Genomic DNA, 26576 nt, shown 5'->3' with positions numbered 1-26576 from the left:
GGAAAAACATTGCCAATTTGCTCAAATTACAGGTCTGCCGCATGGCAATGGTGCACAATAAATACACAAAAACAATAATGTGGCTCTTGTGCCATTTGAAAGTTTTGGTTACGATATGGGTAAGTTCGCTCAATTCAGTCATATTGGATTAGTCGTGAGAAAATTAATACGATACCACTGAATTGATGCGGACTTCTTTTTTTATTGTACTTTTTTTGTCGTGTACTGAAAGGCTGCCTGAAAATCAGGCTTCGCGCAACACGCGTTGTCGCCGTGTTTCTGCCAACACCATGCCCGCCGACACGGAAATATTCATGCTTTCCACCGTGCCAAACATGGGAATGGACACCAGCGCATCGCAATGTTCACGCGTTAAACGGCGCATGCCTTCGCCCTCGTTGCCCATCACCCAAGCCACCGATGGCGGAATGTCGTAGTGGAACAAATCGGCTTCACCGCCCATGTCTGTGCCGACCACCCAAATACCATATTCTTTCAATTCACGCAGGGTACGCGCCAAATTGGTTACGGTGATGTATGGCACGGTTTCGGCTGCGCCACAGGCGACTTTACTCACGGTAGCATTCAAACCTGCGCTTTTATCTTTGGGCGCAATCACGGCGTGAACGCCCATCGCGTCTGCCGTTCGCAAACATGCGCCCAGATTATGCGGGTCGGTAATGCCGTCCAACACCAGCAAAAAGGCGGGTTCGCGCAAATTTTCCAACACATCTTCCAAGTGAACATGATTTTTTGATGCATCAATAAAGCCAACTACGCCCTGATGTCGCGCCCCTTTTGCCATATTATTCAGGCGGTCGGCATCGGCAAAATGGACACGCACATTCACTTGCGCCGCTTTTTCCAAGACTTCTCGGGTGCGTACATCATTTTTATTTTCAAGCACATATAAATCCACAATGGATTTTGGGTTTTGCCACAAACGGGCATTAATGGCGTGAAAGCCATAAATCAGTCGTTGATTAGACATTATATAAAAAGTTTCCTATTAGATGTTTGTTTTAAATCAGATGAATGGGTTTTCAGGCTGCCTTTCAGTACATGACAACATTCATGTAGGGTGTGCCGTGCGCACCAAAATCACCACAATATTTAAATTATTCAGCCATTCGGTGCGCACGGCACACCCTATATTTTCATGACAGGCAGCCTGAAAGCAATCCCCCCTGCCCTATTATATAGGAACAAGGGGGATTGCGATTAGGCAAAGACTTATTTCACGGAAATATCGCTATCAATCCAAATTTGATAGTCGCTGCCGTTCAATTGGGCTTTGTACACTTGGTAGCTTTGACCGTTGTATTCTACAGGTCTTGCGCGTCCCAAGCCCTCCCATAAGCCCACAGAAGCATTGTCTGCACCATCAATCACCAAAACATTGCTGTAACTCACACCATTGCTGTCGCTTAATTCAGCCGCATGGTTGTCTAACAAAGCTTTCTCGGTCAATTTCAGGCTGCCTCCTGCAAACAGGGCAAAGGTTTCAAAGTTGCTGAAGTGATTTTCAACCGTTACATTCGTATCGGGCGAACCAAAGGCAACCATGTCTCTGCCTTCGCCACCGTCTACCATGCCTTGATTGTTCCCCAATTCCAGCAAGTCATCACCTGCACCCAAGTTTACACGCGCACTGTCACTGATTTGTTGCACCGCCACACGGTCATTTCCTGCACCCATGTTCAAGGTCATGTGTTGCATTGGGATATTTTGTGGGCTGGAGAATACATCTACACCATCTTGCATATCCAATGTAATCGCTTCATTAGCCGACGCACCACCCAATACCGCATTACTATCCGCTTGTGCCAAATCAATATTTTGGGACTCATCGCTCATCTTCGCTTGTACTTCAGCAATATTACTATTATCCAAGACAGTCAAAGATAAATCATTATTTGATGGTACATTGCTGTGATTTTCGCTGGTCGCGCTGACTACTTCAGTGCGATTGCCTTGTTCATCGGTAATGTAGGCTTCCACTTTATTGGTTTCAGGCACAGGTGTGAATGCGGTGCTTAACACGCCACGATTCACATGGTCAGCCGTCAGCGCAAAGGTTTGCGTTTCGCCATTGATGGTCAAGTGTAAGGTATCGCCCACGCTGTAACCACCGCCCAACGGCAACATTACCGATACGCTCACTTGTTTATCACTATTCAAGTCGCTCGCATTGATTTCATTGTCGCCGTCATCATTGATGGAAATCAATGGGTCGCTCGGTTTACCATTGTCTCGAATACCATCTGCTTGACTTAAGCCAGACGCGTTACCCGCCACATCGCTTACCGAAGCCGTGATGGCATTATTACCTTCGGTCGGCGTTACGCCCAAAGTTACCCCATTGCTGATGTCGTCTGTGGTCAATTTTACTGTTTGCAGGCTGCCTGAAGCATCGCGCACGGTCAAAACATCGCCAGCATGATAACGGTCTTTGTCTGGGAAGCTTACTTTCACTTGCAATTTACCGTCCACCAAATCGCTTTCATCAAAATAGCCTTTGTCCAGACCGATGATTTCAATATTCGGCACGGCTGGCGACAGCGTATCCACTTCAATTGTGCTGCTGCCTTCTTTAGACACGCTGCCTGAAATCTGTGTCAAGGTGGCGCGAATCGTGTTGCTGCCATCTACCACGTCCATGCTAACGCGTACGCCTTGCAATAAGTGTTCTTCGGTCAGCTTAATTTCTTCCGTGCTGCCATTTGGGTACACCACATTCAAGGTTGCGCCTACGGTGTAACCTGCTGGAATAGTAATGTCCACATCGGCTTTATTGGTAAACTGGTTCAACTCATTGCCACTCAAATAACCATCGCGGTTCACGTCCACAATCGTCAATTCTGGCGGCAAGGCAACCGAATCGTCCAGCGTAGATTTATCGCTGCCCGACAGGGATTGATTACCCGCCAAATCCGTTACATAAGCCGTAACCGTGTTCACCCCTTCCACAGGTTTCACCGTCAAGCTGTAACCATTGGCAATCATGTCATTGGTCAAAGCAACGGTTTGCTCTGTGCCATCGGTCATCACCACATGCAGAATATCGCCTTGCACATAGCCGCTATTGCTTGGGAACGTGATGTTGACAAGCACATCGCCATCGGTGTTCACATCTTCTGCATTGATGTAGCCACTTGTGCCTTGCGCGTCTTGAATAATCACTACAGGTTTGCCTGCGTCATCGGCTTGACCGTCTTGATTGCTGTCGCCTGGTACGCTGGTATCACGCGTGTAAGTCGCTTTCAGGCTGTCTGAAAGATTGGGTTTCGCGTCTTTCAGATAAGCGTTTACGGCTAATTCTTTGCCTTCTTCAGGTGCATTCAGGGTTAATGTGTATTCGCCTGTGTTAATATCCGTAGAATCAATCACATGCTCCACCTCATTCACCACCAAAATATCGCCCAAATTCACACCTTCATTTGGCAATTTGATGATGACTTTAACTTTGCCGTCCACAATTTCATTGGCAGTCAAATACGCATTGTCATCACCCACGATAATATCGGCTGGCGCGGCTGGGGCAATATTGTCCACCACCAAATGCTCGCTTTCTGCACCTAAACCCTTCGCGTCTTGGTTATTCGCCACCACGCTTGTACCACCTGCCAAAATGCCCAATGGCAATGACACCGTGCCTGTTGGCGCGTCCACGCTCACATTGTCCGCCACATTACTGCCTTTTAACCAGCCCATTGGCGTTTGGATAATTTGTGCTTCCACAATATCGCCTGTTGCGGTTTGATAGATGACGTTCAACACAGACGCGTCTACCGCAGGGGTAATATTCAAAGTCAAACCATCTTCCGACACAGCAAACACAGGTTTTGCAGGTGGATTGTGGTCAGCGGCTTCGGCGGTGGCGGCGAAGGATTCATTGCCTTTCATATCGGCATTGGTCGCACTCACAATGCTGTAATCTTTCACCGCTTCAGGCGCAATTACCACCATATTATCGGTAACGCTAATCCCTTTCAGGCTGCCATCGTCCAATGTCCACACGCCATTATCGTCTTTGCTCAAAGTGGCGGTGTGTGGCACATCTTGTTCATCGGTATAAACCACGCTGGCTTTGACTGCTTCTGTGTCCAACACAATGGTGATTGCACCATTATTGTCTGCCGTCATCAAAGGCGCATTGGGTGCTTGCAAATCAGGCGCGATAAGGGTTGTCGGTTCGCTGCTGTTGTTGTCTTGGTCGGTGGCAATCACCAACACATTTTCGCCATTGGTCAATGGCATGATTAAAGTTAAACTAAACTCGCCTTGCTCATTGGCGGTGGTGCTGACACCATTTACCGTAACGGTTGCGCCCGCTTCGGTTTTACCCGAAACCACGCTGCCATCTGCCGAAATTTCTGCGCTGATGATTTCAGGCGCAATGCGGTCTTTCATAGGCGCGGTAAGCGACAATGCCGTAGAACTATTGTTGGCACTATCTACTGCCACCACGCTCACCGTTTCGCCATTGTCCAAAGGCGTTGCCAATTGCACGGTGTATGTACCAACCGCATTTGCCATTGCCGAAACATCGTATTTGGCATCGCCATCCACATCTACCCACACCGTTGCATTTGCTTCGGTATTTCCTGAAATACTGCCACCATTGTTTGCCATTTCAGCAGTCAAAACTTGTGGCGCGGTGCTGTCTTTGGCGACCACAGTCGTGGTGCTGCTGTTGCCAGCCGCGTCTGTAGAAACCACAGTTAAGTTTTCGCCATTCAATTGCGCTTCAGGCAGCCTGAAACTGTACGCTCCTTGACTATCCGCCGTTGCGCTCACGCCATTGGCAGACACAGTAGAACCAGCTTCCGCCGTACCCGATACCGTCAAACCATCTTCCGACAACGCAGCAGTTGGCTCAACAGGCGCAATGCCATCGCTCGCCGTGATGGTCATCATTGGGCTGTTGTTATTGGCTTCATCATGGGCAAACACGGCAATGGTTTCACCATTGATTAAAGCCGTTGGCAAATTCACGCTAAACGCGCCTGTGCTGTCAGCTACACCCGTTACATCCACTTGACCATCGCCTGTGTAATCCACATTTACCGTTGCCCCAGCTTCGGTGCTGCCAGACACGACAATACCATTTGCCGACAAACGCAAATCCGACACCACAGGCGCGGTTTTGTCTGCCGCTTGGAATGTGAATGTACTTTGATTACCTGCCAAATCGGTGGCAACCACAGCAATTTCTTCTTTGTTTAACAAGGCATTTGGCAAGGTAACACTAAATTCGCCTTTGTCATTGGCGGTGGTTTCCACGCCGTTTACCGTTACTTTCACGCCTGCTTCGGTCGTACCCGTAACCGTCAAGCCGTCATCAGACAAGCTGGCGGTTGGCATGGTTGGCGGTGTTAAATCGGGCGCAGTCAATGTTGTAGTGGTGCTGGAATTACCCGCAACATCTTGTACAAACACATCAATATTTTCTTTGTTAATCAATGGCTTAGTTAAGGATACGCTGAACTTACCTTGTTCATTGGCAGTAGTCGTTACCCCATTAACAGACACAATTGCCCCTGCTTCGGTGCTGCCCGAAACGGTTGCGCCATTATCAATTACCATCACTTCAGTTAATACAGGTGCGGTAACATCTTTATCACCGCCCGCTTTGGCAACCACACTTACCTCGTCAGAAACATTGCCTGCAAAATCGCTTGCGACCACAACGACCGTTGCGCCATCTAAAATTTGGTCGCCCGAAATGGTGCCTGTGATGATGTTGCCTTCCGTTTTCACATCGGCTTTCAATTCAACTGTATTACCATCTACTGTAAACGTCAGTTGGGCATTTGCATCCGCAGCGTCCATGCTGTAGGAAACCGAACCATCGTCATTAGCCGTTAAAGTAATCACAGGTGGCGTTTTGTCATAATTAAAACGCACGGCAGACGAATCTGATTGCACATTCTCGCCTGTTTTGTAGTACACATTCACGGTTTGCTCGCCTTCCGTATCCGTTGTAAACGAATGTTTCAGGCTGCCTGCGCTAATGTGTTCGGCGGTTAATGTGATTTGTTCTGTGGATAATAATGTGTCTGCGGCTTTTAATTCAACAAACAACACATCACCAGCTTGCGCGGTGGCAGGCAATTCAATTTTGCTGGTGATTTGATTGTTATTAGCGACATATTGCGCCGCATTAATCAAACCATCTGTACCCGTTTCCAGCATAACCATTGGGGCTAATTCCGTATTTTCGTCCAACACGCTGCTGCCCGTACCCACCAAAGACTGGTTGCCATCACTGTCTTTCACATACGCTGTAACGGTATTTTCACCCAATACAGGTTTCACTTTCGCCACGACCACGCCATTTTTCAAATGCTCATCGGTCAAAACGATTTCTTGCAGGCTGCCATTTGGCGCAGTCAAATGCAACACATCGCCCACGCTGTAACCATTTTGCGCCGACACAGCAATATGCACATCAACCAAACCTTGCTGAACATCGCCACTATTAATCACATCTAAATCTGCAACATCGTCCATCACCGACACCACAGGGCTGCCGATTTCATCTGCAATATTGTCTTGATTACTATCACCAGGGAAACCATTATCACGCGCCGCTTCCGCTTTGGCGGCGGCAGACACATTGCCCACCAAATCGCTTACCGTAGCCGTAATGACATGATTGCCCGTAACAGGATTCACCTGAACCGTTACACCATTTTTGATGATTTCTTCGGTTAATGGCATGGTTTGCGTGTTGCCCATACTGTCGGTAATCGTCAAAACATCGCCCACCGCATAGCCACCGTTTTCAGGCAGCGTTACTTTCACATTCACTTTGCCATCAACAATATCACTCTCTTGAATATAACCGTCTTCACCGCCCACAATCATCACTTGTGGCGCACTTGGTGCAGTCGTATCTACGCTCACCGTATCGCTGCCCACACGAGACAGGCTGCCTGAAACGTTGGTTAAAGTTGCGCTTACCGTATTGTCGCCATTCACCACATCAAATTTCACGGTAATTGGCTCTTGCAAATGCACTTCGGTCAGCGTGATTTGTTCTGTGCTTTGATTTGGATAGGTAATTTCCAGCACCGCGCCTACTGTGTAACCAGCAGGTACGGTAATCTGTGCCGTACCTTGATTGTTCATCAATTCAGTTGCACCCAATACACCATCGCCACCATCCATAATTTCCACCACAGGTGGCAACAACACCGAGTCGTCCAACATAGATTTGTCGCTGCCAACCAAAGTAGAATTGCCCGCCACGTCTTGCACATAAGCCGTAATCGTGTTCACACCTTCAGTGGGTTCAACCGCCAACACATAGCCATTGGCAATCATCTCATCAGTCAAAGCAATCGGCTCTAATGCCCCAGCCGCCGTACTGATGTGCAACATATCGCCAGCCGCATAACCACTATTGGCAGGGAAAGTAATGTTCACGCTGACTTTGCCGTCCGCGTTCACATCTTCCGCATTAATATAGCCGCTTGTGCCTTTGCTATCTTGGATGATCACAGATGGTCTGCCTTGCACGTCTGCCACGCCATCGCCATTGCTATCACCAGGGACGGTCGTATCACGTGTAAATTCTTTGTTCAGGCTGCCTGAAGTCAAACCTGCGCTGTCTTTCAGCTGTGCAGTAACGGTAAATTTCTCGCCTTCAGTGGGCGCATCCAAAGTCAAAGACACTTCGCCCAAATTAATATGGCTATTGCTCAAAACGGTTTCTGTGCCATTGACCATTAACACATCGCCCACATTCACGCCGCTACTCGGCAATTTCACCAACACATTTACTTGATTATTGGTGATTTCATTTGCGGTTAAGAATGTGTCGCCGTTGCCCACAATCAAATCAGCCAAATCGCTAGGCGGAATCGTGTCTTCCACTTTCAGGCTGCCTGAATTGCTCAACGCACCATCACTCACAGTAACAAACACCGTTTCGCCACCCAACAAATTCACCATCGGCAAAGACACCACGCCTGTTTCCACATCAATCGTTGCTTGGTCTTGCGGATTATTGTCCAACCAACCTTGGTCGCTTTGCAAGAATGTGGCTTCGTGAATTTCACCCGCCGCGTCCACATACGCCACCGTCAAAGTAGCAGCTTCCACATCAGGCGTAATGGTCAAAATATCGTTTTCAATTTTGAAAACAGGTTCGGCGGGCGGATTGTGGTCAGCCGCAGGCTCACTAATCGCGCTGGCAGACAAGCCTGCTGCGTCCGCATTGCTTACTGTAATGCTGATGTGGTCTTTTACCGTTTCAGGCGCAAGTGTTACCAAATTATCTGTAATCGTAACGCCCGCTACAGATGGGTCAGCCAATGCCCACACACCATCGGTTTTGTTCAATACCAATTGATGCGTTTTATCATCTTCGCCCACATAATCAATGGTCGCCGTTACCGCGTCATTGCTCAACGCCACCGTGAACGAACCATCGGTCGCTGCCGAAATCAAAGGCGCGCTCGGTGGCACGGTGTCGGCTGCGGTTAAAGTGGTTTTCTCGCTGGTGTTTTGTGCCGCATCAGTGGCGGTAATTTCCACCGTTTCACCATTGCTCAAGGCTTCGGCAAATGTGTGGCTGAACGCGCCATTTTCGTCTGCGGTGGTGGTGTAGGTTTCATTGCCCACTTGAATGTTTACTGTGGCATTTGCTTCGGTTGTACCTGAAATGCTCAAACCATCTTCGCTAATCTTGGCTTCGGGCGCGGCTGGAGCGGTAGTGTCTTGGGTGGGGGCGGTCGCCACAAACGCCGCAGATGTATTGCCTGCTTCATCGCTCGCCCACAAAGTCAATTTCTCGCCTTGATTCAACACATTTGGCAATGCCACGCTGAACGCACCTGCGGCATTTGCCGTAGCTGTCGCTTCAATGGTTTTGGGGTCGCCATCGGTGTCAATATACACGGTGGCATTGGCTTCCGTTGTGCCTGAAATTACGGTGCTATCCGCAGTATTGCTTACGCTGGCTTCCAAAGTATTGGGCGCAGTCGTGTCTTTCGCCACGATGGTTTGCGTGGTTGTGTTGTTTGCCGTATCGGTGGCGGTTACGGTAATGGTTTCGCCATTCAATTGTTTTTCAGGCAGCGTTAAAGTGTACGCGCCGTTTTCGTCTGCGGTGGTGCTGACACCGTTGGCGGACACGGTTGCGCCCGCTTCGGTTTTACCGACAATACTCATGCCATCATCGGACAAAGTTGCACCCACTTCAGCAGGTGGCGTTTTGTCGGCGGCGGTTAAAGTTTGGGTAATGCTGTTACCTGCTTTATCGCTGGCGCTTACGGTAATTTCTTCTTTGTTTAATAAAGCAGTTGGCAAAGTAATGGCGTATGCGCCGTTTGCATTAGCAGTTCCGCTCACACCGTTTACTGTTACAACTGCATTCGGCTCGGTGCTGCCTGAAACCGTCAAACCATCACTAGACAATTCAGCCGTCAATGTTTCGGGGGCGGTACTATCGTTTGCCATCAAAACATGGCTGCTGCTGTTGCCCGATGTATCTACTGAAGTGATGGTAATGCTTTCGCCATTGGTTTGCGCGGTCGGCAAAGTCAAAGAATATGCGCCAGTGCTGTCGGCGGTGGTGCTGACACCATTGGCGGACACGGTTGCTCCCGCTTCAGTCGTACCTGTAATCAGGCTGCCTGAAACGTCTAATGCCGCATTGATTTGCGGTGGGGTTTGGTCGGCGGCGGTTAAAGTGGTGCTGCTGCTGGAATTGCCAGCAGAATCCGTTGCGCTTACGCTGATTTGCTCGCCATTTTTCAAAACTTCGGGCAAATTCACACTGTAGTTACCACTTGCGTCTGCCATGCCTGTTGCTTGCAGGCTGCCTGCAACAACAGTTACTTTCGCATTGGCTTCGGTTTTGCCTGAAACCACAATGCCATTTGCCGATAAAGTCGCGGTTGGTACAGTAGGCGGCGTAGTATCCACCACAGGGGCTGGTGTTGTAGGTGTTGTGGGTGCGGTCAAAGTGGTGGCTGCGCTGCTGTTACCTGCCGCGTCTGTTGCTATTACGCTGATTTGCTCGCCATTTTTCAATACTTCAGGCAAATTCACACTGTAGTTACCACTTGCGTCTGCCATGCCTGTTGCTTTCAGGCTGCCTGCGGTAACGCTTACTTTCGCATTGGCTTCAGTTTTGCCTGAAACCACAATACCATTCGCAGATAAAGTCGCCGTTGGCACAACAGGCGCAGTAGTATCCACCACAGGAGCTGGTGTGGTTGGCGCAGTCAAAGTCGTGGCTACGCTGCTGTTACCTGCCGCGTCTGTTGCTGTTACGCTGATTTTCTCGCCATTTTTCAAAACTTCGGGCAAATTCACGCTGTAGTTACCACTTGCGTCTGCCATGCCTGTTGCTTTCAGGCTGCCTGCGGTAACGCTTACTTTCGCATTGGCTTCGGTTTTACCTGAAACCACAATACCATTTGCAGATAAAGTCGCGGTTGGTACAGTAGGCGGCGTGGTATCCACCACAGGAGCTGGTGTGGTTGGCGCAGTCAAAGTCGTGGCTGCGCTGCTGTTACCTGCCGCGTCTGTTGCCGTTACACTGATTTTCTCGCCATTTTTCAAAACTTCGGGCAAATTCACGCTGTAATTACCACTTGCGTCTGCCATGCCTGTTGCTTTCAGGCTGCCTGCGGTAACGCTTACTTTTGCATTGGCTTCAGTTTTGCCTGAAACCACAATGCCATTTGCCGATAAAGTTGCAGTCGGTACAACAGGCGGCGTGGTGTCATCAGGTGGTGTGGGTGTGGTTGGAGTGGTTGGCGTTGGATTGGTATTATTGGTATCAGCAGATGTGTCGGTAGTGCTGCTACTGTCGTCTTCATCATCGCTCGCCACAACTGCCGCCGCCACCGCCGCAAACATAAACGGAGCTAAAATACGCAACCAACCTTGTGGTGCATAACTTGTCCAAGTGGGTTCAGCCGACAATTCCGTACCGCCCAAGGCTTGCATAGACGAAACCTGTTCTGCCAACACAGTAATCGCGTCTGTCGGTTTGGCAGATACAGGAATATAGGCATACATTTTGCCCGTTTCATGCAAGCCCACCAACAAACTGTCTGTTTTGCCATCAAAATAACCTTTGATGACAATATCCGAATTCGTATCGCCATCATTCAGCATAATCATCAAATCATCGCCCTGACGAAGCGTCATGATATTTTCAGGCGCAAAACCTGTTGCATTATCAATCAATTGATAATTAACCTTATTTTTTGCTTCCAATACCAAAGGTTTACCTGCTTCCGCAGTATGGCTGGCAATCGTTTTGCTCGCATTCAGCACTTTTACAGTTACCGACATAATAATTTCCTTATTTAAAATTTAAAAAATAATCCCAATAATACAATAATCTAAAACTTTTCAGGCAGCCTGAAATTACTGCTGCCCAATCACGGTAATTTCCACACGGCGATTTGGCTGATTACACGCTTGACGTGCTTTCATGTCTTTCACATGTTTCGCTGCGCAATCGCTGACACGCAATTCCGTCTCGCCCAAACCCACCGCTTCTATAGGCGCAGTAACACCACCTTTTTCACGCAAGGCAGCCTGAATCACCGCCGCACGTTTTTGTGATAAATCGCGGTTATACTCGTCCGAACCTTCGGGGTCGGTGTAACCCGCCACCACGATTTTTTGAATGCGCTCATTGCCCAACTCTTGAATTTTACGCGAAATTTCTGCCAATTCACGATAGGCAGACGGCTCAATTTTCTCATACGCAAATTGATTAAAACCAAACAACGCATTTGCCGACAAACGCATGGTTTGCAACACAGGCGTACTGCATTGCAAAGCATACGCTTCAGGCGTACGGCTTACCGTTTGTGCCACCGCTTGCGTGTTTACCAATTCTGCTTTGGCAACATCGGCTGGCACACGCACCAATCCCACTTGTCCCGCCGCATTTTGCAGCACGCGGAAAAACGCCACATCGCCCACAGGCAAAGTTTCATACACGCCCTGATTCACATCATCAAAACGGTCGGTGCGGCTCAACGCCACGCCAAATGTTTGCTTATTGGCACACACCGCACGGGCTGAAAAGGTATTGGGCAACAAGCTGGCTTGATAATGCCCATTAATATACACATTGGCGGGTATATCCGACACGTCATCCAAGCGGTAAAACACCGCCATCGCTTGATGTTCACCCAAATCACCCATTTTAATTTGTGGATTGGTGGCATAGGTTTGCCATTGCTCTAATGGCTGCTTGGGCGATTGCGCCTGTGCCATCGTGGCGGTGCTTACCCACAACAGGGCTGCTAGTACCGTCCAACGTGTCTTCATAAACTCACTCCTAAAAAAATAGAGTCAAAAAATAATGTTGTAAAAAAACCATACGATACTCTATTTTAACGATTTTTTGCAATAAATAAAACCCTTTCAGGCAGCCTGAAAGGGTTTTTAAGATATTATTTGGGGCAATTAGGGTAAAGAATTGACAAATAACAATTTTACGCCCAATTTAACCCAAAATGTGATAAAAAATGCGGTATATCACATTTCAGGCTGCCTGAAATAAACGATTTATGCCAAATCCGCAAACAAAGGCGTGGACAAATAGCGTTCGCCATAAGATGGCAACACCACCACAATCAATTTGCCCGCATTTTCTTCTTTCGCCGCCAACTGCAACGCCGACCAAATCGCCGCACCCGAAGAAATGCCCACCAAAATCCCTTCTTTGCTTGCCATTTCGCGCGCCGTTTTGAACGCCGCTTCATTGGGCACTTGAATCACGCCATCATACACGTCCGTATTCAAAATTTTCGGCACGAAACCCGCACCAATCCCTTGAATCGGGTGCGGCCCTTTTTGACCACCACTCAACACAGGCGAAGCTTCAGGCTCAACCGCAAACACTTTTACGCTGGATTTTTTCGCTTTCAAAGTTTCGCCCACGCCCGTAACCGTGCCGCCCGTACCCACACCAGCCACAAAAATATCCACTTGACCATCGGTATCGCGCCAAATTTCTTCGGCGGTGGTGTGGCGATGAATTTCGGGATTAGCTGGATTTTCAAATTGTTGTGGCAGGAAATACACATCTGGGTTGCCGCGTACCAATTCTTCTGCTTTGGCGATGGCACCGCCCATGCCTTCGGCGGCTGGGGTCAAAATCAGCTCCGCGCCATAGGCACGCAACAGCATTTTGCGCTCTTGGCTCATGCTCTCGGGCATGGTAATCACCAATTTATAGCCTTTTGCCGCGCATACCATCGCCAAGCCAATGCCTGTATTGCCCGAAGTCGGCTCTACAATAATGGTTTGCTTATTGATTTTGCCTGCTTTTTCGGCGGCGTCAATCATGGCGGCGGCAATGCGGTCTTTCACGCTGCTACCAGGGTTAAAAAATTCCAATTTCACCGCAATTTTGGCAGGCAAATCCGCCGCCAAACGGTTTAATTGCACCAAAGGGGTGTTACCAATTAAATCAATAATACTATTAGCAATGTTCATAAAATTTCACTCCAGTTTTCGTTGTGGTTAATCATCTTAACGCAAATCTTTGAATAGATAAAGATTGTGTCATCATTTGGTTTAGAAGATGTGGTTATATCTTTTTCATTTTTCAGGCTGCCTTATCCTACACGACAATTTTTACCAACACCCTACATGAGTTTTGTGGCGCACGTTCAGGCTGCCTGAAAAAATATTACGAAGCCAAAAACAATTGATACGCCGCATTTTCCGTTTGTTCTTCAAACGCGTAACCCAAATTATCTAAAAACGTATCAAACGCCGCATAATCCGATTCTGGCACATCAATCCCCACCAACACGCGCCCATAATCCGCGCCGTGATTGCGATAGTGAAACAGGGTAATATTCCAATCGCTGTGCATATTGTTCAAAAAGTTTGCCAAAGCCTGTGGGCGTTCGGGAAACTCAAAACTAATCAATCGTTCATTTTGCACTTTATGCGTGCGCCCACCCACCATGTAACGCAAATGCACTTTTGCCATTTCATCGTTGCTCAAATCAATGTAGGGCAACTGGGCAGCCTGAAAATCTGCACCGATTTTCTCACGGTCTGCCGCGCCCTGTGTTTGAATGCCAACAAAAATATGCGCCACCTGTTCATCGCCATAACGGTAGTTAAATTCGGTGATATTACGCAATTTCAACACATTCACAAAATCACGGAAGCTGCCTGCGCGTTCTGGAATGGACACGGCAAAAATCGCTTCATGCCCTTCGCCCAATTCGCTGCGTTCGGACACATGGCGCAAACGGTGGAAATTCATATTCGCACCCGATGTAATCGCAACTAGAGTTTCCTGTTCCGTATGATTGCGCGACACATAGGTTTTCAAACCCGCTAATGCCAATGCGCCAGCAGGTTCGCAAATGCTGCGCGTGTCATCAAAAATGTCTTTTAATGCGCCACACACCGCGTCTGTGTCCACCGTAATAATGTCGTCTAATAAATCGCGGCAGAGTTTAAAGGTTTCTTCGCCCACCAATTTCACCGCCGTGCCATCGGCAAATAAACCCACGTCTTTTAATGCCACCCGTTTGTCGGCGGCTAGGGAAACTTTCATCGCGCAACTGTCATTGGTTTGCACACCGATGACTTTGATTTCAGGGCGAACTTGTTTAATAAACGCCGCCACGCCCGCCGCCAAACCACCACCACCAATCGGCACAAAAACAGCGTGAATGGGCTTGGCGTGTTGGCGGGCAATTTCCATGCCCACCGTGCCTTGTCCTGCAATCACATCGGGGTCGTCAAACGGCGGAATATAGGTCAAACCGCTTTCAGCAACCAGTTTCATGGCGTGGTCGTATGCGTCATTGTAGGACACGCCTGCCAACACGACATTGCCGCCACGCGCGCGCACCGCGTCTATTTTGATTTGCGGCGTGGTTTCGGGCATGACGATGGTGGCGGCACAACCCAGTTTTTGCGCCGACAAAGCCACACCTTGTGCGTGATTTCCTGCGCTGGCGGTAATCACGCCTTTTTGCAAAACGTGTTCAGGCAGCCGCGCCATTTTGTTGTACGCGCCGCGAATTTTGAAGGAAAACACGGGTTGCAAATCTTCACGTTTCAAATAAATTTTATTGTTTAAACGGCGCGATAAATTTGCTGCAAAATCCAATGGAGTTTCATCAGCCACATCGTACACGGAAGATGTGAGAATTTTGCTTAAATAATCATGGTATTGGGGATAAAGATTGATGGACATTTTGACAATTAATCTAATTCAGTAAATGAAAAAACTTGAGTGTACTATCAAAATGCACATTTGGGAATTTCAGGCTGCCTGCAATATGATTTCCGAATATCAATCCGAATATCAAAAGGCAGCCTGAATACTCCTTTTGGCTTACCCCACTACGCCAAAATAATTTAACCCTACAAACTTCAAGAGAATGCGCCCAAGTGAAGATAAGCGTAATTTAATGCCTGTTTATTTCATCTTAATAATTTTGATAAGGGTCAAAAAATGGCTTCCGAACAATATAAACGCTATGCGGTGCTGACTTCCAGCACGGTGGCTTTTACCGTTTGTTTTATGATTTGGATGATGTTGGCGGTGGTCGGCATTCCAATTAAAAAACAATTGGGTTTAAATGAAACTGAATTTGGCTTTCTTGCCGCTTTGCCTGTGCTATCGGGTTCGCTGATTCGTGTGCCTTTGGGGATTTGGACGGATAAATTTGGTGGGCGCATTGTGATGTTTGTGCTGATGTTGTTGAGTGCACCTGCGATTTTTGCCATGCAATACGCCACTCAATATTGGCATTTTCTGATTATTGGCTTGATGATGGGTTTGGCGGGTGGTTCGTTTTCGGTGGGTACGCCGTATGTGGCGCGTTGGTTTCCGAAAGAGCAGCAAGGTTTTGCAATGGGTGTTTTTGGTGCGGGTAATGCGGGCAGCGCGATTAATAAATTTCTTGCGCCCAGCCTAATTGCTTTAGGTGGTTGGACAATAGTGCCCAATGTGTACGCTGCCATCATGTTGGCAACAGCAATTGCATTTTGGTTTTTCAGTTATCACGACCCCAAACATGTGGTGTCATCAAAATCATCATTAAAAGAGCAATTATTGTTATTGACCGACCCTGGTGTCTTGCGTTACAGCCAATATTATTCAGTGGTATTTGGTGGTTATGTGGCATTGGCTTTGTGGATGACCAAATATTATATTGATGAATATCAATTGAGTATGCAGCAAGCGGCGTTTTTGGCGGCGTGTTTCTCTTTACCTGGAGGCGTGTTGCGTGCATTGGGCGGCTATTTGTCAGATAAATACGGCGCATACAAGGTAACGTGGGGCGTGATGTGGGTGTTGTGGGTGTGCTTCTTTATTTTGTCTTACCCAGACACGAATTTTACCATTCATGGCAGTAAAGGCGATTTGTCTTTCCATATTCATTTGAATGTGGTGGTGTTTACTATTTTGATGTTTGCCGCAGGGATTGCGATGGCGGTGGGTAAGGCTTCGGTATTTAAATTTGTGGCAAATGATTATCCCGACAATATTGGTGCGGTTTCGGGTGCGGTGGGTTTGGCAGGTGGTTTGGGTGGTTTCTTGTTGCCGATTATGTTTGGTGCGTTGCTGGACTGGACGGGCGTGCGCTCTACCGCGTTTATGCTGCTGTATGGTTGCGTGTGCGTGTCTTTGATTTGGATGCACTTCTCATTCAAAGGTAAAAAACATCAATAAAATCAATCAAAAATTATTTTCAGGCAGCCTTTCACTACCCTACAAAAATAAGGCAGCCTGAAAGTACACAATAATTTTTGAAACACCAAATTCAAATCGTGCACACAACAAAGGCAGTCTAAAAATTTCTTATACGACACAAATTAAGGTTAAACAAAACTATGTCCAAAATCATCACTCACTGGCAGCCTGAAAACCCAGAATTCTGGCAATCCACAGGCAAAAAAATCGCAAAACGCAATCTATGGATTTCCATTCCCGCCCTATTGCTCGCCTTTGCCATTTGGCAAGTGTGGAGCGTAGCGGTGGTGAATTTGCCCAATATCGGCTTCAAATACACCGAAAGCCAACTGTTTTGGCTCGCCGCCCTACCCGCTTTATCGGGTGCGACTTTGCGGATTTTTTACTCGTTTATGGTACCCGTATTTGGTGGGCGCAAATGGACAACCATTTCCACCGCCAGTTTGCTGCTGCCTGCGATTGGTTTGGGTTTTGCTGTGCAGGACAATACGACTGCTTACTCCACGATGGTGATTCTTGCCCTATTGTGTGGTTTTGGCGGGGGTAATTTCTCGTCCAGTATGGCAAATATTAGCTTTTTCTTCCCCAAAGCCGAAAAAGGCACAGCATTGGGTTTAAACGCAGGTTTGGGCAATTTGGGTGTATCGGTGGTGCAATTTGTGGTGCCATTGATTATTACCGCAGGCGTGTTTGGCGCACTCGGCGGCGAAGCGCAAACGTGGACAAAAGGCGATGTTACCAAACAAATTTGGTTGCAAAACGCAGGTTTTATCTGGGTGCCGTTTATTTTATTGGCGACCCTTGCCGCATGGTTTGGTATGAATGATTTGGCAGACGCGAAAGCCAGTTTCAAAGAACAAGCCATTATTTTCAAACGCAAACACAATTGGATTATGTGCATTATTTATTTAGGCACATTTGGTTCATTTTTGGGTTTTGCGGCAGGCTTTGCGCTGCTGACCAAAAGCCAGTTTACAGGCATAGACCCTGTGAAATATGCTTTCGTAGGGCCACTGGTGAGCGCGTTGGCACGACCCATTGGCGGCATTTGGTCAGACAAAATCAAAAGTGGCGCAAAAGTTACCCAAATCGTTTTTATTGGCATGATTTTAGCCGTGATGGGCGTGATTTTCTTTTTGCCCAGCAATGGTCAAGGCGGTAATTTCTGGGGCTTTTTTGCTTGTTTTGTCGCATTATTTGCACTCACGGGTTTGGGCAACGGCTCAACCTTTATGCAAATCCCCGTGATTTTCCTGAATCAACACCAAAAATACGCCGAACAAGGCTTGGTATCGCCCGAACAAGCGCGTTTGAACGCCACCAAAGAAGGCGCGGCGGTCGCAGGTTTCACAGGCGCGTTTGCGGCATACGGCGGTTTTTTCATTCCGAAAAGCTACAGTTTGTCCATTGATGTTTCAGGCAGTGTGATGGGGGCGTTTATTGGTTTTATTGTGTTTTACACGATTTGCTTGGCGTTGAATTGGTGGTATTACGCCCGCAATGGCGCAGAAGCCAAATGTTAATTGATAGTGAATTCAAAAAATAATCAGGCAGCCTGAAAAACATTTTCAGGCTGCCTGATTTAATCCAATTATCAAGATGGATAAGTAATTACCGCATACGCCGAATGATTGTGAATGGATTCAAAATTTTCACTTTCCACTTCAAACGCTTGCACACGACTGTCCGAACGCAATGCCACCGCAATATCACGTACCATATCTTCCACAAACTTCGGATTTTCATACGCTTTTTCGGTAACATATTTCTCATCGGGGCGTTTGAGCAAACCATATAATTGACAAGATGCTTGATTTTCAACCAAATCAATCACTTCCTCAATCGCCACGTCCGCCGAACATTGCAAACTCAAAGTAACGTGTGAACGCTGATTGTGCGCCCCATATTGCGAAATTTCTTTGGAACACGGACACAAACTCGTTACAGGAATCAGCACTTTCAAACGATACGCGTATTCGCCATTTTTGATTTCGCCACAAAGCGTTACATCATAATCCAACAGCGATTTAATCCCCGAAATTGGCGCGGTTTTTTGGCGGAAAAAGGGAAACGACACGCTGATTTTGCCCGAATGCGAATCCAATCGCTGCAACATTTCCCCTGTTAAACGGCGCAATTCATCAAAATCAATCGCCGCCGTTTGCTCCTCCATCAACGCCACAAAACGCGACATATGCGTACCCTTTTGCTCGGCAGGCAAAAACACGGTCATGGTCAAACGTGCCACCGTGCTTTGCGTGCCGTCCTGCGAATGCACGCGAATGGGGAAACGTAAATCTTTGATACCCACTTGATTAATGGGCGTATTTCTCAAATCCTGCGTGCTTTGCACGTCTGGAATCATCATTATGCTATCCTTGTGTGTATGCGGAAAATGCGAAAGTATATCATTAGATAGACATGCGTGTTGGCACACAGATTTATTTTATGATTGTCATAGAATTTTAGATTTTCAGGCTGCCTTTCGGTACACGACAATTTTTACCAACACCTAAAATGTAGGGTGCGTACCACGCACCAAATCATTCAAATCACTTGATAAATTCGGTGCGTAATACGCACCCTACATGAGTTTTGTCGTGTACTGTCAGGCAGCCTGAAATTATTTTTTCCGTACCAAAGTCAGCCCATCGCCCAAAGGCAAAACCAGCGTTTCCACCCGCTCATCAGCCGCCAAACGCGCATTAAATTCACGCAAAATCGCATGGCTGGGCGGACTATTATCCTGTGGCTCACCCATTACCCTACCGCCCAATAACATATTATCCAACGCAATCAACCCACCGCGCCGCACCAATTTCAGGCAGCGTTCAAAATAATGCGGCGTGGGCGGTTTATCCGCATCAATCAATGCAAAATCAAAGGTTTCCGCTTCACCATTTGCCAATAATTCGTCCATGGTGATGATGGCAGGCTGCAAATGCAGCGCGATTTTGTGCGCCACACCAGCGCGTTGCCAATAATCACGCGCCCAATCGGTAAAGGTAACATTAATATCACAACACACCAGCCGCGCTTCATCAGGCAACGCCAACGCCATCGCCGTGCTGCTGTAGCCCGTGAATGTGCCGATTTCCAAATATTTTTTTGTGTTTATCAATTTTGCCAGCCACGTTAATAAGGCAGCCTGTTCGGGCGCAATCGCCATTTTGCCAAGACGGTGAGCGGTAATATCGGCGCGGATTTGCGCCAAAATCGGCGGCTCAGCCGTGCTGATGTCGCGTAAATAATGCAGTAATTCGGGGGAAAATTGTGGGGCTTGAACGGTCATATTGTTGAGAATTGAATTGATGTGAAATTTAGATTTTCAGGCAGCCTGAAAAAAATAGGCAGATAACAATCTGCCCATTTTGATTGAAAAAATCCAATTAATCAGGTTGATACGCATACGGTTTTTTCGGCAATTTGGCTGCTTCAAAACCTGCTTGTTCTTCGGGATTCAATTCCACGTCCCACAGCAAATGGCGATTTTTCAAACGCTGTTCGGCTTCTTCGGGGTGTTGTTCCAAAAATTCGTTTAAGAATTGAGTGGTATCTGATTGATAATTATAGTACATTTTAAAATCCTTGTTTTGAAAGGGAAATTTATTTTCAGGCAGCCTGAAATTCAATAGTTAATAACTGTGCAAAGCGCGAACCGCTTCTTCCAATTTACCGTCTAAAATATTGGGCAATTCGGTCAATGATTTTGCGATGCTGTTGTCCACCAATTCACGTTCCGCCGCGCTCGGTTTGTTCAGCACAAAGCCCACCACCAAATTGCGGTCGCCAGGGTGTCCAATGCCCAAGCGCAAACGGTAAAAATCCGCCGTCCCCAATTTCGCCTGAATGTCTTTTAAACCATTGTGTCCGCCGTTGCCGCCGCCGAGTTTGAAACGGATTTTGCCACAGGCAATGTCCAATTCATCGTGCGCCACCAAAATCTCATTGGGCTGAATTTTGTAAAATTGCGCCAATGCCGCCACCGCCTTACCCGACAAATTCATATAAGTATTTGGTTTCAATAGCCAAACATCTGCGCCATTGTAACTGGCGCGTGCCACTTCGCCAAAAAATTTTTTTTCTTCGCGCAAACTGACTTTCCATTGCCACGCCAATTCGTCTATCAACCAAAAACCTGCGTTGTGGCGCGTGTGTTCGTATTCCGCCGTTGGGTTGCCCAAACCGACTATCAATTTTATCGTCATATTTTAATTCACTTTTTTATTTTCAGGCTGCCTTACAGTACGCGACAAAAATCTTTGAGCTGCCTGAAACCTGTCTCCTCCCCTATCTGGCGGGGGAGGAGACAGGTTTGCGGTAACTTCAAAAAATTGTCGTGTACTGAAAGGCTGCCTGAATTTATTTTTTCACCCGTTTGCGCCGCGCTTCTTTCGGGTCGGCGAGCAAAGGGCGGTACAATTCCACGCGGTCGCCATCGTGCAACACCGTATCGTCTTTCACGATTTTGCCGAATATGCCCACAGGCGCGTTCACATCGGCTTCGGGAAAATCTTGCAATACGGGGCTTTGTGCGACTGCCTGCCGCGCCGTTGTGCCGTCTGCCACCGTAAAACGGTAGAGTGCTTGGCGGTCGGCGTGTCCATAAGCGAGTTCAATATTAGGCATAACGGCGATTCGCTTCTTGAATAAATGCGTCCACCAATTTATTGGTTACCACGCTAAACACGGGGCTAATCAAGCGGCTCAACAAACCTGTTAATTCATAGTGCAACTCAAATTGAATTTGGCAATCATCGCCCAAAGGCACAAACGTCCATGTGCCATACAGCGATTTGAACGGTCCATCAAGCAAATCCATGCGAATATGCGTGGGCGGCGTATTGTGATTGTGCGTGGCAAACGATTGGTTCACGCCCATGTAATCCATATACAATCGCGCTTTTAACTCATTGTTTTCACGGCTAATCACTTCCGTTTTGCCATACCAAGGGAGAAATTTTGGATAATCTTCCACCGTATCAACCAGTTGGAACATTTTTTCCGCGCTGTGCAAAACGAGTACGGATTTTTTTATCACAGTTTCAGCCATTTGATTTTTCGCGCCATAAGTGGGAAAGAAAGAATTATATCATCAAGGCAGCCTGAAAACGCGTTCAGGCTGCCTAAATCATGATTTTATTTCAATTCCAAATACAATTTATTCAATAAACTTGCTGCGTCTTTACCTTGATACGGTTTACCAAATTGGTCAAGCAAATGAATACGTTGTCCACCACTCACAGGCTCAAGCGCAACAAACATTTGTGCGGCGGTGTTTTTAGGCTCATCTTCCGCTTTGTCTTTGCCAAACCATTTGCCCAATAAACCTTTTTTCTCATTGGCTTTTTTCAACACTTCACTTTCGCTCGGCGCAGGGCGTACCACAAACATACCACGTTCCGCCACAAACTGTTGCACTGTCAAACCCACACGGTCAAGTGCCGAACCCACACGGTTCACATTGCGCTCCGCCGCGCCATACACCAACACATGATTGCCATCTAATTTGGCAAATTGCGAGCCCGTTTGCTTATCTGCTTGTTGCGCAACTTGTTGATTGGCAACCGCTTCATCTACGCCCAAATACTGCATAAAGCGCGACAAAAATGCCGCTTCCAAATTCGGGTCATTTGGGCGTGGTTGCCACACCGTGCGGTCTTGTTTTTTGCTGTCATAAACTTCTTCTAAACCTTTGTGGCTGAAGAAAATATCGTAACCGCCTTTGCTGCTCAATTCCATGCGTACCATAAATTTATCGCGCTCGCTGGTGGTGTAAATGCCGCCCAAGCCGACTTTATCAAACAATTTGCGTACGCCTTGATGGGGCAATTTAGCGCGATTTTCTGCCCATTCGGTTTCCATCAAACCTGCTTGTGGCTCTTCGCTTTCAATGGTAAAGCCGCTTTCTTGCCAAAAGGCGCGAATCAGCGACCACATTTCCGCGTTTTGCTTGCCTTCCACGTGCAGCCAGCGTTGATTGCCGCTTCGCTCAATTTGTGCGTTTTTCACGGGATTCAAAACTTTGCTGCTGCGCGTTACGTTGGCGGGATTGGGTTTGAGCGCGTCTGGCGAAGCCTTCACGCCTGCAGGTAGCGTGTACAGTTCGCCTTGACGTGGGTCGCGCAAATCAGGCGGCACGTCCAAGCTCACCACTTTATTGTTTGCCGATTGATAATCCAATTTGTTGTATTTATCTGATGAACACGCGCTGATGCTCATTGCAGAAATCAGTAAAGCGAGAATGGTTAGATTGTTTTTCATTGTGTTTTTTCCAGTTGGTTGATGAAATCGTTATCGTACAATTTGAGTTACAAAATATTCAGGCTGCCTGTACCAATCAAACACCCTGTAGGATGCGCCATGCACACCAATTATCAAAATAAATTAAATTATTTCACAGACTTGCCGCACACGGCGCACCCTACATTTTTGTGTGTGGCTTATCCAATTATCGTGATATTTTCAGGCAGCCTTACAGTACACGATAATTTTTACAAACGCTTAAAAGTAGGGTGCGTACCACGTACCAAATCATTCAAATTACTGGATAATTCGGTGCGTGATACGCACCCTACATGAGTTTTGTCGTGTACTGAAAGGCAGCCTGAAAGCGTATTTACACCAATTGCGCCGCTTTTAAGGCAGCCTGAATTTTCTCTTTGCCCTGTTCAGTGAGCGGCAAAATCGGCAAACGCACATGTTCGGCGCATACGCCCAATTCTGCCGCCGCAAATTTGGCGGGCGCGGGGCTGGGTTCGCAGAACATCACGTCATAAAGCGGAATCAATTGTTCGTTTAATGCACGAGCTTGGGCGATATTGCCAGCGAGCGCGTGTTCACACATTTGTGCGAATGCTTTGGGGGCAACATTCGCCGCCACGCTAATCACGCCGTGTCCGCCGCACAAAATAAACGGTAAACCCGTTGGGTCATCGCCCGAATAAATGGCAAAATCCGCAGGAGCGTCTTTAAACAAGGACAAGGCGCGCGCCACATCGCCGCTCGCTTCTTTCACGCCGATGATGTTTTTGATATGTGCCAAACGCAAAATGGTTTCATTGCTCATATTCACCACCGTGCGCCCCGGCACATTGTAAATAATCATCGGAATATCAACGGCTTCCGCAATAGTTTTAAAATGCTGGAAAATGCCTTCTTGCGATGGTTTGTTGTAATACGGCACAACGGAAAGCGTGTAATCCGCGCCGACTTCTTTCGCCAAACGCGATAATTCAATGGCTTCACGCGTATTATTCGCGCCTGTGCCAGCAATCACGGGAACGCGTTTATTGGCAAATTTCACCGTTTCGGCAACAACCGCCATGTGTTCTTCTACGGATAAAGTGGCGGATTCGCCCGTTGTACCCATTGCCACCAGACCGTGTGTGCCATTGGCGATGTGCCAATCAACGAGTTGCTTGAGTTGTTCAAAATTCACGCTACCGTCTGCGTGCATGGGCGTGATGAGTGCTACTAGGCTACCTGTGAGCATGATAGAACCTTTATTCTCAAAATAAAAAAACCAATTCTAACGAAAAGTGTGGGGATTGTCAGTTTTTTCAGGCTGCCCCACAGTACACGACAAAACTCATGTAGGGTGCGTATTACGCACCGACAATCAGTCATTTGAATGATTTGGTGCGTGGTACGCACCCTACATTTTAGGTATTTGTAAAAAATTATCGTGTACCGAAAGGCAGCCTGAAACTTACGTTTTCGGTAAAGTAACCCCAGTTTGCCCCATATATTTACCGTTGCGGTCTTTATAGGATGTTTCGCAAATTTCATCGCTTTCAAAAAACAAGACTTGCGCCACGCCTTCGCCCGCGTAAATTTTGGCGGGGAGCGGCGTGGTGTTGGAAAATTCCAGCGTAACATAGCCTTCCCATTCAGGCTCAAACGGCGTTACATTCACAATAATCCCACAACGCGCATAAGTGGATTTACCCAAACACACCGTCAGCACATTGCGCGGAATACGAAAATATTCCACCGTGCGCGCCAAAGCAAACGAATTGGGCGGAATAATGCAAAAATCATCTTCCACCGTAACAAAATTGCGCGTATCAAAATTTTTTGGATCAACAATGGTGCTGTTAATATTGGTGAAAATTTTAAATTCATGGGCACAACGAATATCGTAACCATAGCTTGATGTGCCATAGGAAATGATTTTTTCGCCATTAATTTGTTTGACTTGATTGGGTTCAAATGGGTCTATCATGCCGTGTTCGGCAGCCATGCGGCGTATCCATTTGTCTGATTTAATAGACATTTTTAATAACTTTCTATCAATAAATTTTCAAATAAGGTAATGAAATGATGGTTCAGGCAGCCTGAAAACTATTTCGCCGCCCCAACACGTTTAATCATGCCTTTTTCAAATTCCATATTAAACAAATGTTTGCCGTTTTGATACACTTTAAACTCGCCCACCGCCGTGCCATGTGCAAATTTTCCAGTTAAAACAAAACCTTTTACTTTGCCACTACGCATACCAAAGGGGGCTAAAAACACATTGGGCGTATTGGGCGACACAAATTGCCCCGCGCCGTGAAATTCCCCTTTGGCAAATTCGCCCGTGTAAATGCGACCATCGGCGCAAGTCAAAACGCCTTTGCCGTGCGGTTTGTGTTGCACAACATCGCCTTGATATTGGCAACCATGGTGGCTCATCACGGCGGCGTGGCTAAACAATGGCGCGAGTAATACGCTGATTAAAAACATCTTGTTCATTTTCAGGCTGCCTGTTCTTCAAAACCGACAATTTCTAAACCAAAACCCGTCAAACCATTCATCGCAGACGGTTTGCCTAAGACGCGCATTTTGCTGACTTTTAAACCTGCCAAAATTTGTGCGCCAATGCCATAGGTTTTTCTGTCCCATTTTTTGATTTGGAAATGGTTTTTTGGCATGGTGCGTTCCAGCAATGCGCTGCCGTCTTCCATGCGGTGCAACAGGATAATCACGCCTGCTTCAGCAGCCTGAATGCGGGTGAGCGCGGCGGGCAAATTCCATGAATGATTCGGGTCAAATTGAATAAAATCCATCGCGCTAAACGGCTCGTGTACGCGTACCAGCGTTTCGGTGGCGGTTTCAGGCTGCCCTTTCACGAGTGCCAAATGGGTGTCGCCATTTAATTTGTCCACATAAACATGCTGCTGGAAATCGCCCCAAGGGGTGTGAATGGTGGTATCGCCCATTTCTTCTAACAGGCTTTCGGTACGACTGCGGTATTCAATCAAATCGGCGATGGTGCCAATTTTCAAATTGTGCTGTTCGGCAAATTTCATTAATTCGGGCATACGCGCCATCGTGCCATCATCGTTTAAAATTTCGCAAATCACGCCCGCACCCGATAAACCTGCCATTTGCGCCAAATCCACCGCCGCTTCGGTGTGTCCAGCGCGAACCAACACGCCGCCTTTTTGCGCCCGAAGTGGGAAAATATGCCCTGGTTGCACAATGTCTTCGGGTTGCACATTGGGCGACACAGCTGTTTGAATCGTGTGGGCGCGGTCGGCGGCGGAAATGCCTGTGCTAATTCCTTGCGCGGCTTCAATGGACACGGTGAAATTGGTGCCATATTGTGCGCCGTTTTTCTGTGTCATCATGGGCAAGCCGAGTTTGTCAATTAACTTGTTTTCCATCGGCAAACACACCAGCCCACGCGCGTGTTTAATCATAAAATTAATCGCTTCTGGCGTAACAAATTGTGCCGCCATGACAATATCGCCTTCGTTTTCACGGTCTTCGGCATCGGTGATGATGACCATTTTGCCTGCTTTGATGTCGGCGAGAATTTCGGAAATGGGGGAAATGTGCATGAAATTAAGACTCCATTGTT

The 26576-nt window shown here is 47.4% G+C and carries 19 protein-coding genes; 3 read left to right on the top strand and 16 right to left on the bottom strand.

Features of this window, described 5'->3' with window-relative positions:
• Positions 1 to 244: 244 nt before the first annotated feature.
• The 5 genes from rlmB to ilvA form a co-directional block, all read right to left on the bottom strand.
• Positions 245 to 991, bottom strand: a complete 747-nt coding sequence (rlmB, locus tag Q338_RS00535) for a 23S rRNA (guanosine(2251)-2'-O)-methyltransferase RlmB (RefSeq protein ID WP_034290868.1) — start codon at positions 989 to 991, stop codon at positions 245 to 247.
• Positions 992 to 1233: 242 nt separating this feature from the next.
• Positions 1234 to 11322 carry an Ig-like domain-containing protein gene (locus Q338_RS00530; RefSeq protein ID WP_034290865.1) on the bottom strand — a complete coding sequence of 3363 codons (10089 nt, stop codon included), beginning with the start codon at positions 11320 to 11322 and terminating at the stop codon, positions 1234 to 1236.
• Positions 11323 to 11397: 75 nt separating this feature from the next.
• Positions 11398 to 12315 carry an OmpA family protein gene (locus Q338_RS00525; protein ID WP_034290862.1) on the bottom strand — a complete coding sequence of 306 codons (918 nt, stop codon included), beginning with the start codon at positions 12313 to 12315 and terminating at the stop codon, positions 11398 to 11400.
• A 240-nt stretch (positions 12316 to 12555) separates the two neighbouring features.
• Complete coding sequence (cysK, locus tag Q338_RS00520; RefSeq protein ID WP_034290859.1) at positions 12556 to 13488, bottom strand: cysteine synthase A; 933 nt, start codon at positions 13486 to 13488, stop codon at positions 12556 to 12558.
• A 196-nt stretch (positions 13489 to 13684) separates the two neighbouring features.
• Complete coding sequence (ilvA, locus tag Q338_RS00515) at positions 13685 to 15220, bottom strand: threonine ammonia-lyase, biosynthetic (protein WP_172540027.1); 1536 nt, start codon at positions 15218 to 15220, stop codon at positions 13685 to 13687.
• 261 nt (positions 15221 to 15481) lie between these two features.
• Here ilvA and Q338_RS00510 point away from each other — a divergent pair, with 261 nt between their 5' ends.
• Both Q338_RS00510 and Q338_RS00505 read left to right on the top strand, forming a co-directional pair.
• Positions 15482 to 16705: an MFS transporter gene (locus Q338_RS00510; protein WP_034290857.1), complete on the top strand. Its 1224-nt coding sequence runs from the start codon at positions 15482 to 15484 to the stop codon at positions 16703 to 16705.
• Positions 16706 to 16866: 161 nt separating this feature from the next.
• On the top strand, positions 16867 to 18249 hold the full coding sequence (locus Q338_RS00505; protein WP_034290855.1) for a NarK family nitrate/nitrite MFS transporter: 1383 nt from the start codon (positions 16867 to 16869) through the stop codon (positions 18247 to 18249).
• A 71-nt stretch (positions 18250 to 18320) separates the two neighbouring features.
• Here Q338_RS00505 and folE2 read toward each other — a convergent pair whose 3' ends face one another.
• The 7 genes from folE2 to bamC form a co-directional block, all read right to left on the bottom strand.
• Positions 18321 to 19097 carry a GTP cyclohydrolase FolE2 gene (gene folE2, locus Q338_RS00500; protein ID WP_377896446.1) on the bottom strand — a complete coding sequence of 259 codons (777 nt, stop codon included), beginning with the start codon at positions 19095 to 19097 and terminating at the stop codon, positions 18321 to 18323.
• 252 nt (positions 19098 to 19349) lie between these two features.
• Positions 19350 to 20018, bottom strand: a complete 669-nt coding sequence (locus Q338_RS00495) for a class I SAM-dependent methyltransferase (protein WP_034290849.1) — start codon at positions 20016 to 20018, stop codon at positions 19350 to 19352.
• A gap of 97 nt (positions 20019 to 20115) precedes the next feature.
• Complete coding sequence (locus tag Q338_RS00490; protein WP_034290846.1) at positions 20116 to 20304, bottom strand: DUF3460 family protein; 189 nt, start codon at positions 20302 to 20304, stop codon at positions 20116 to 20118.
• 57 nt (positions 20305 to 20361) lie between these two features.
• The gene (gene pth / locus Q338_RS00485) at positions 20362 to 20934 is read right to left on the bottom strand and encodes an aminoacyl-tRNA hydrolase (protein WP_034290843.1); all 573 of its coding nucleotides are present in this window, start codon (positions 20932 to 20934) and stop codon (positions 20362 to 20364) included.
• A 154-nt stretch (positions 20935 to 21088) separates the two neighbouring features.
• A complete protein-coding gene (locus Q338_RS00480; RefSeq protein WP_034290841.1) occupies positions 21089 to 21355 on the bottom strand; it encodes an RnfH family protein in 267 nt (88 codons plus the stop codon).
• Positions 21348 to 21779: a type II toxin-antitoxin system RatA family toxin gene (locus Q338_RS00475; protein ID WP_034290838.1), complete on the bottom strand. Its 432-nt coding sequence runs from the start codon at positions 21777 to 21779 to the stop codon at positions 21348 to 21350. Before Q338_RS00475 ends, Q338_RS00480 begins: the two co-directional genes overlap by 8 nt.
• An 86-nt stretch (positions 21780 to 21865) precedes the next feature.
• Positions 21866 to 22990, bottom strand: a complete 1125-nt coding sequence (bamC, locus tag Q338_RS00470; RefSeq protein WP_034290835.1) for an outer membrane protein assembly factor BamC — start codon at positions 22988 to 22990, stop codon at positions 21866 to 21868.
• Between the two features lie 99 nt (positions 22991 to 23089).
• Between bamC and Q338_RS00465 the strand changes: the two genes are divergently transcribed.
• Complete coding sequence (locus tag Q338_RS00465; protein WP_034290832.1) at positions 23090 to 23308, top strand: hypothetical protein; 219 nt, start codon at positions 23090 to 23092, stop codon at positions 23306 to 23308.
• 37 nt (positions 23309 to 23345) lie between these two features.
• Here the strand turns inward: Q338_RS00465 and dapA are convergent, their stop codons facing one another.
• From dapA to ribBA, 4 genes are all read right to left on the bottom strand, one after another.
• Positions 23346 to 24221: a 4-hydroxy-tetrahydrodipicolinate synthase gene (gene dapA / locus Q338_RS00460; RefSeq protein WP_034290829.1), complete on the bottom strand. Its 876-nt coding sequence runs from the start codon at positions 24219 to 24221 to the stop codon at positions 23346 to 23348.
• A 216-nt stretch (positions 24222 to 24437) separates the two neighbouring features.
• The gene (gene dcd, locus Q338_RS00455; protein ID WP_034290827.1) at positions 24438 to 25004 is read right to left on the bottom strand and encodes a dCTP deaminase; all 567 of its coding nucleotides are present in this window, start codon (positions 25002 to 25004) and stop codon (positions 24438 to 24440) included.
• A 68-nt stretch (positions 25005 to 25072) separates the two neighbouring features.
• Positions 25073 to 25465 carry an MORN repeat-containing protein gene (locus Q338_RS00450; RefSeq protein WP_034290825.1) on the bottom strand — a complete coding sequence of 131 codons (393 nt, stop codon included), beginning with the start codon at positions 25463 to 25465 and terminating at the stop codon, positions 25073 to 25075.
• A 2-nt stretch (positions 25466 to 25467) separates the two neighbouring features.
• Positions 25468 to 26556 carry a bifunctional 3,4-dihydroxy-2-butanone-4-phosphate synthase/GTP cyclohydrolase II gene (gene ribBA, locus Q338_RS00445; protein WP_034290823.1) on the bottom strand — a complete coding sequence of 363 codons (1089 nt, stop codon included), beginning with the start codon at positions 26554 to 26556 and terminating at the stop codon, positions 25468 to 25470.
• Positions 26557 to 26576 lie beyond the last annotated feature (20 nt).

It is taken from the genome of Alysiella crassa DSM 2578 (assembly GCF_000745955.1).
GTDB lineage: Bacteria > Pseudomonadota > Gammaproteobacteria > Burkholderiales > Neisseriaceae > Simonsiella > Simonsiella crassa.
This window is presented reverse-complemented; position numbering and strand designations above follow the sequence as displayed.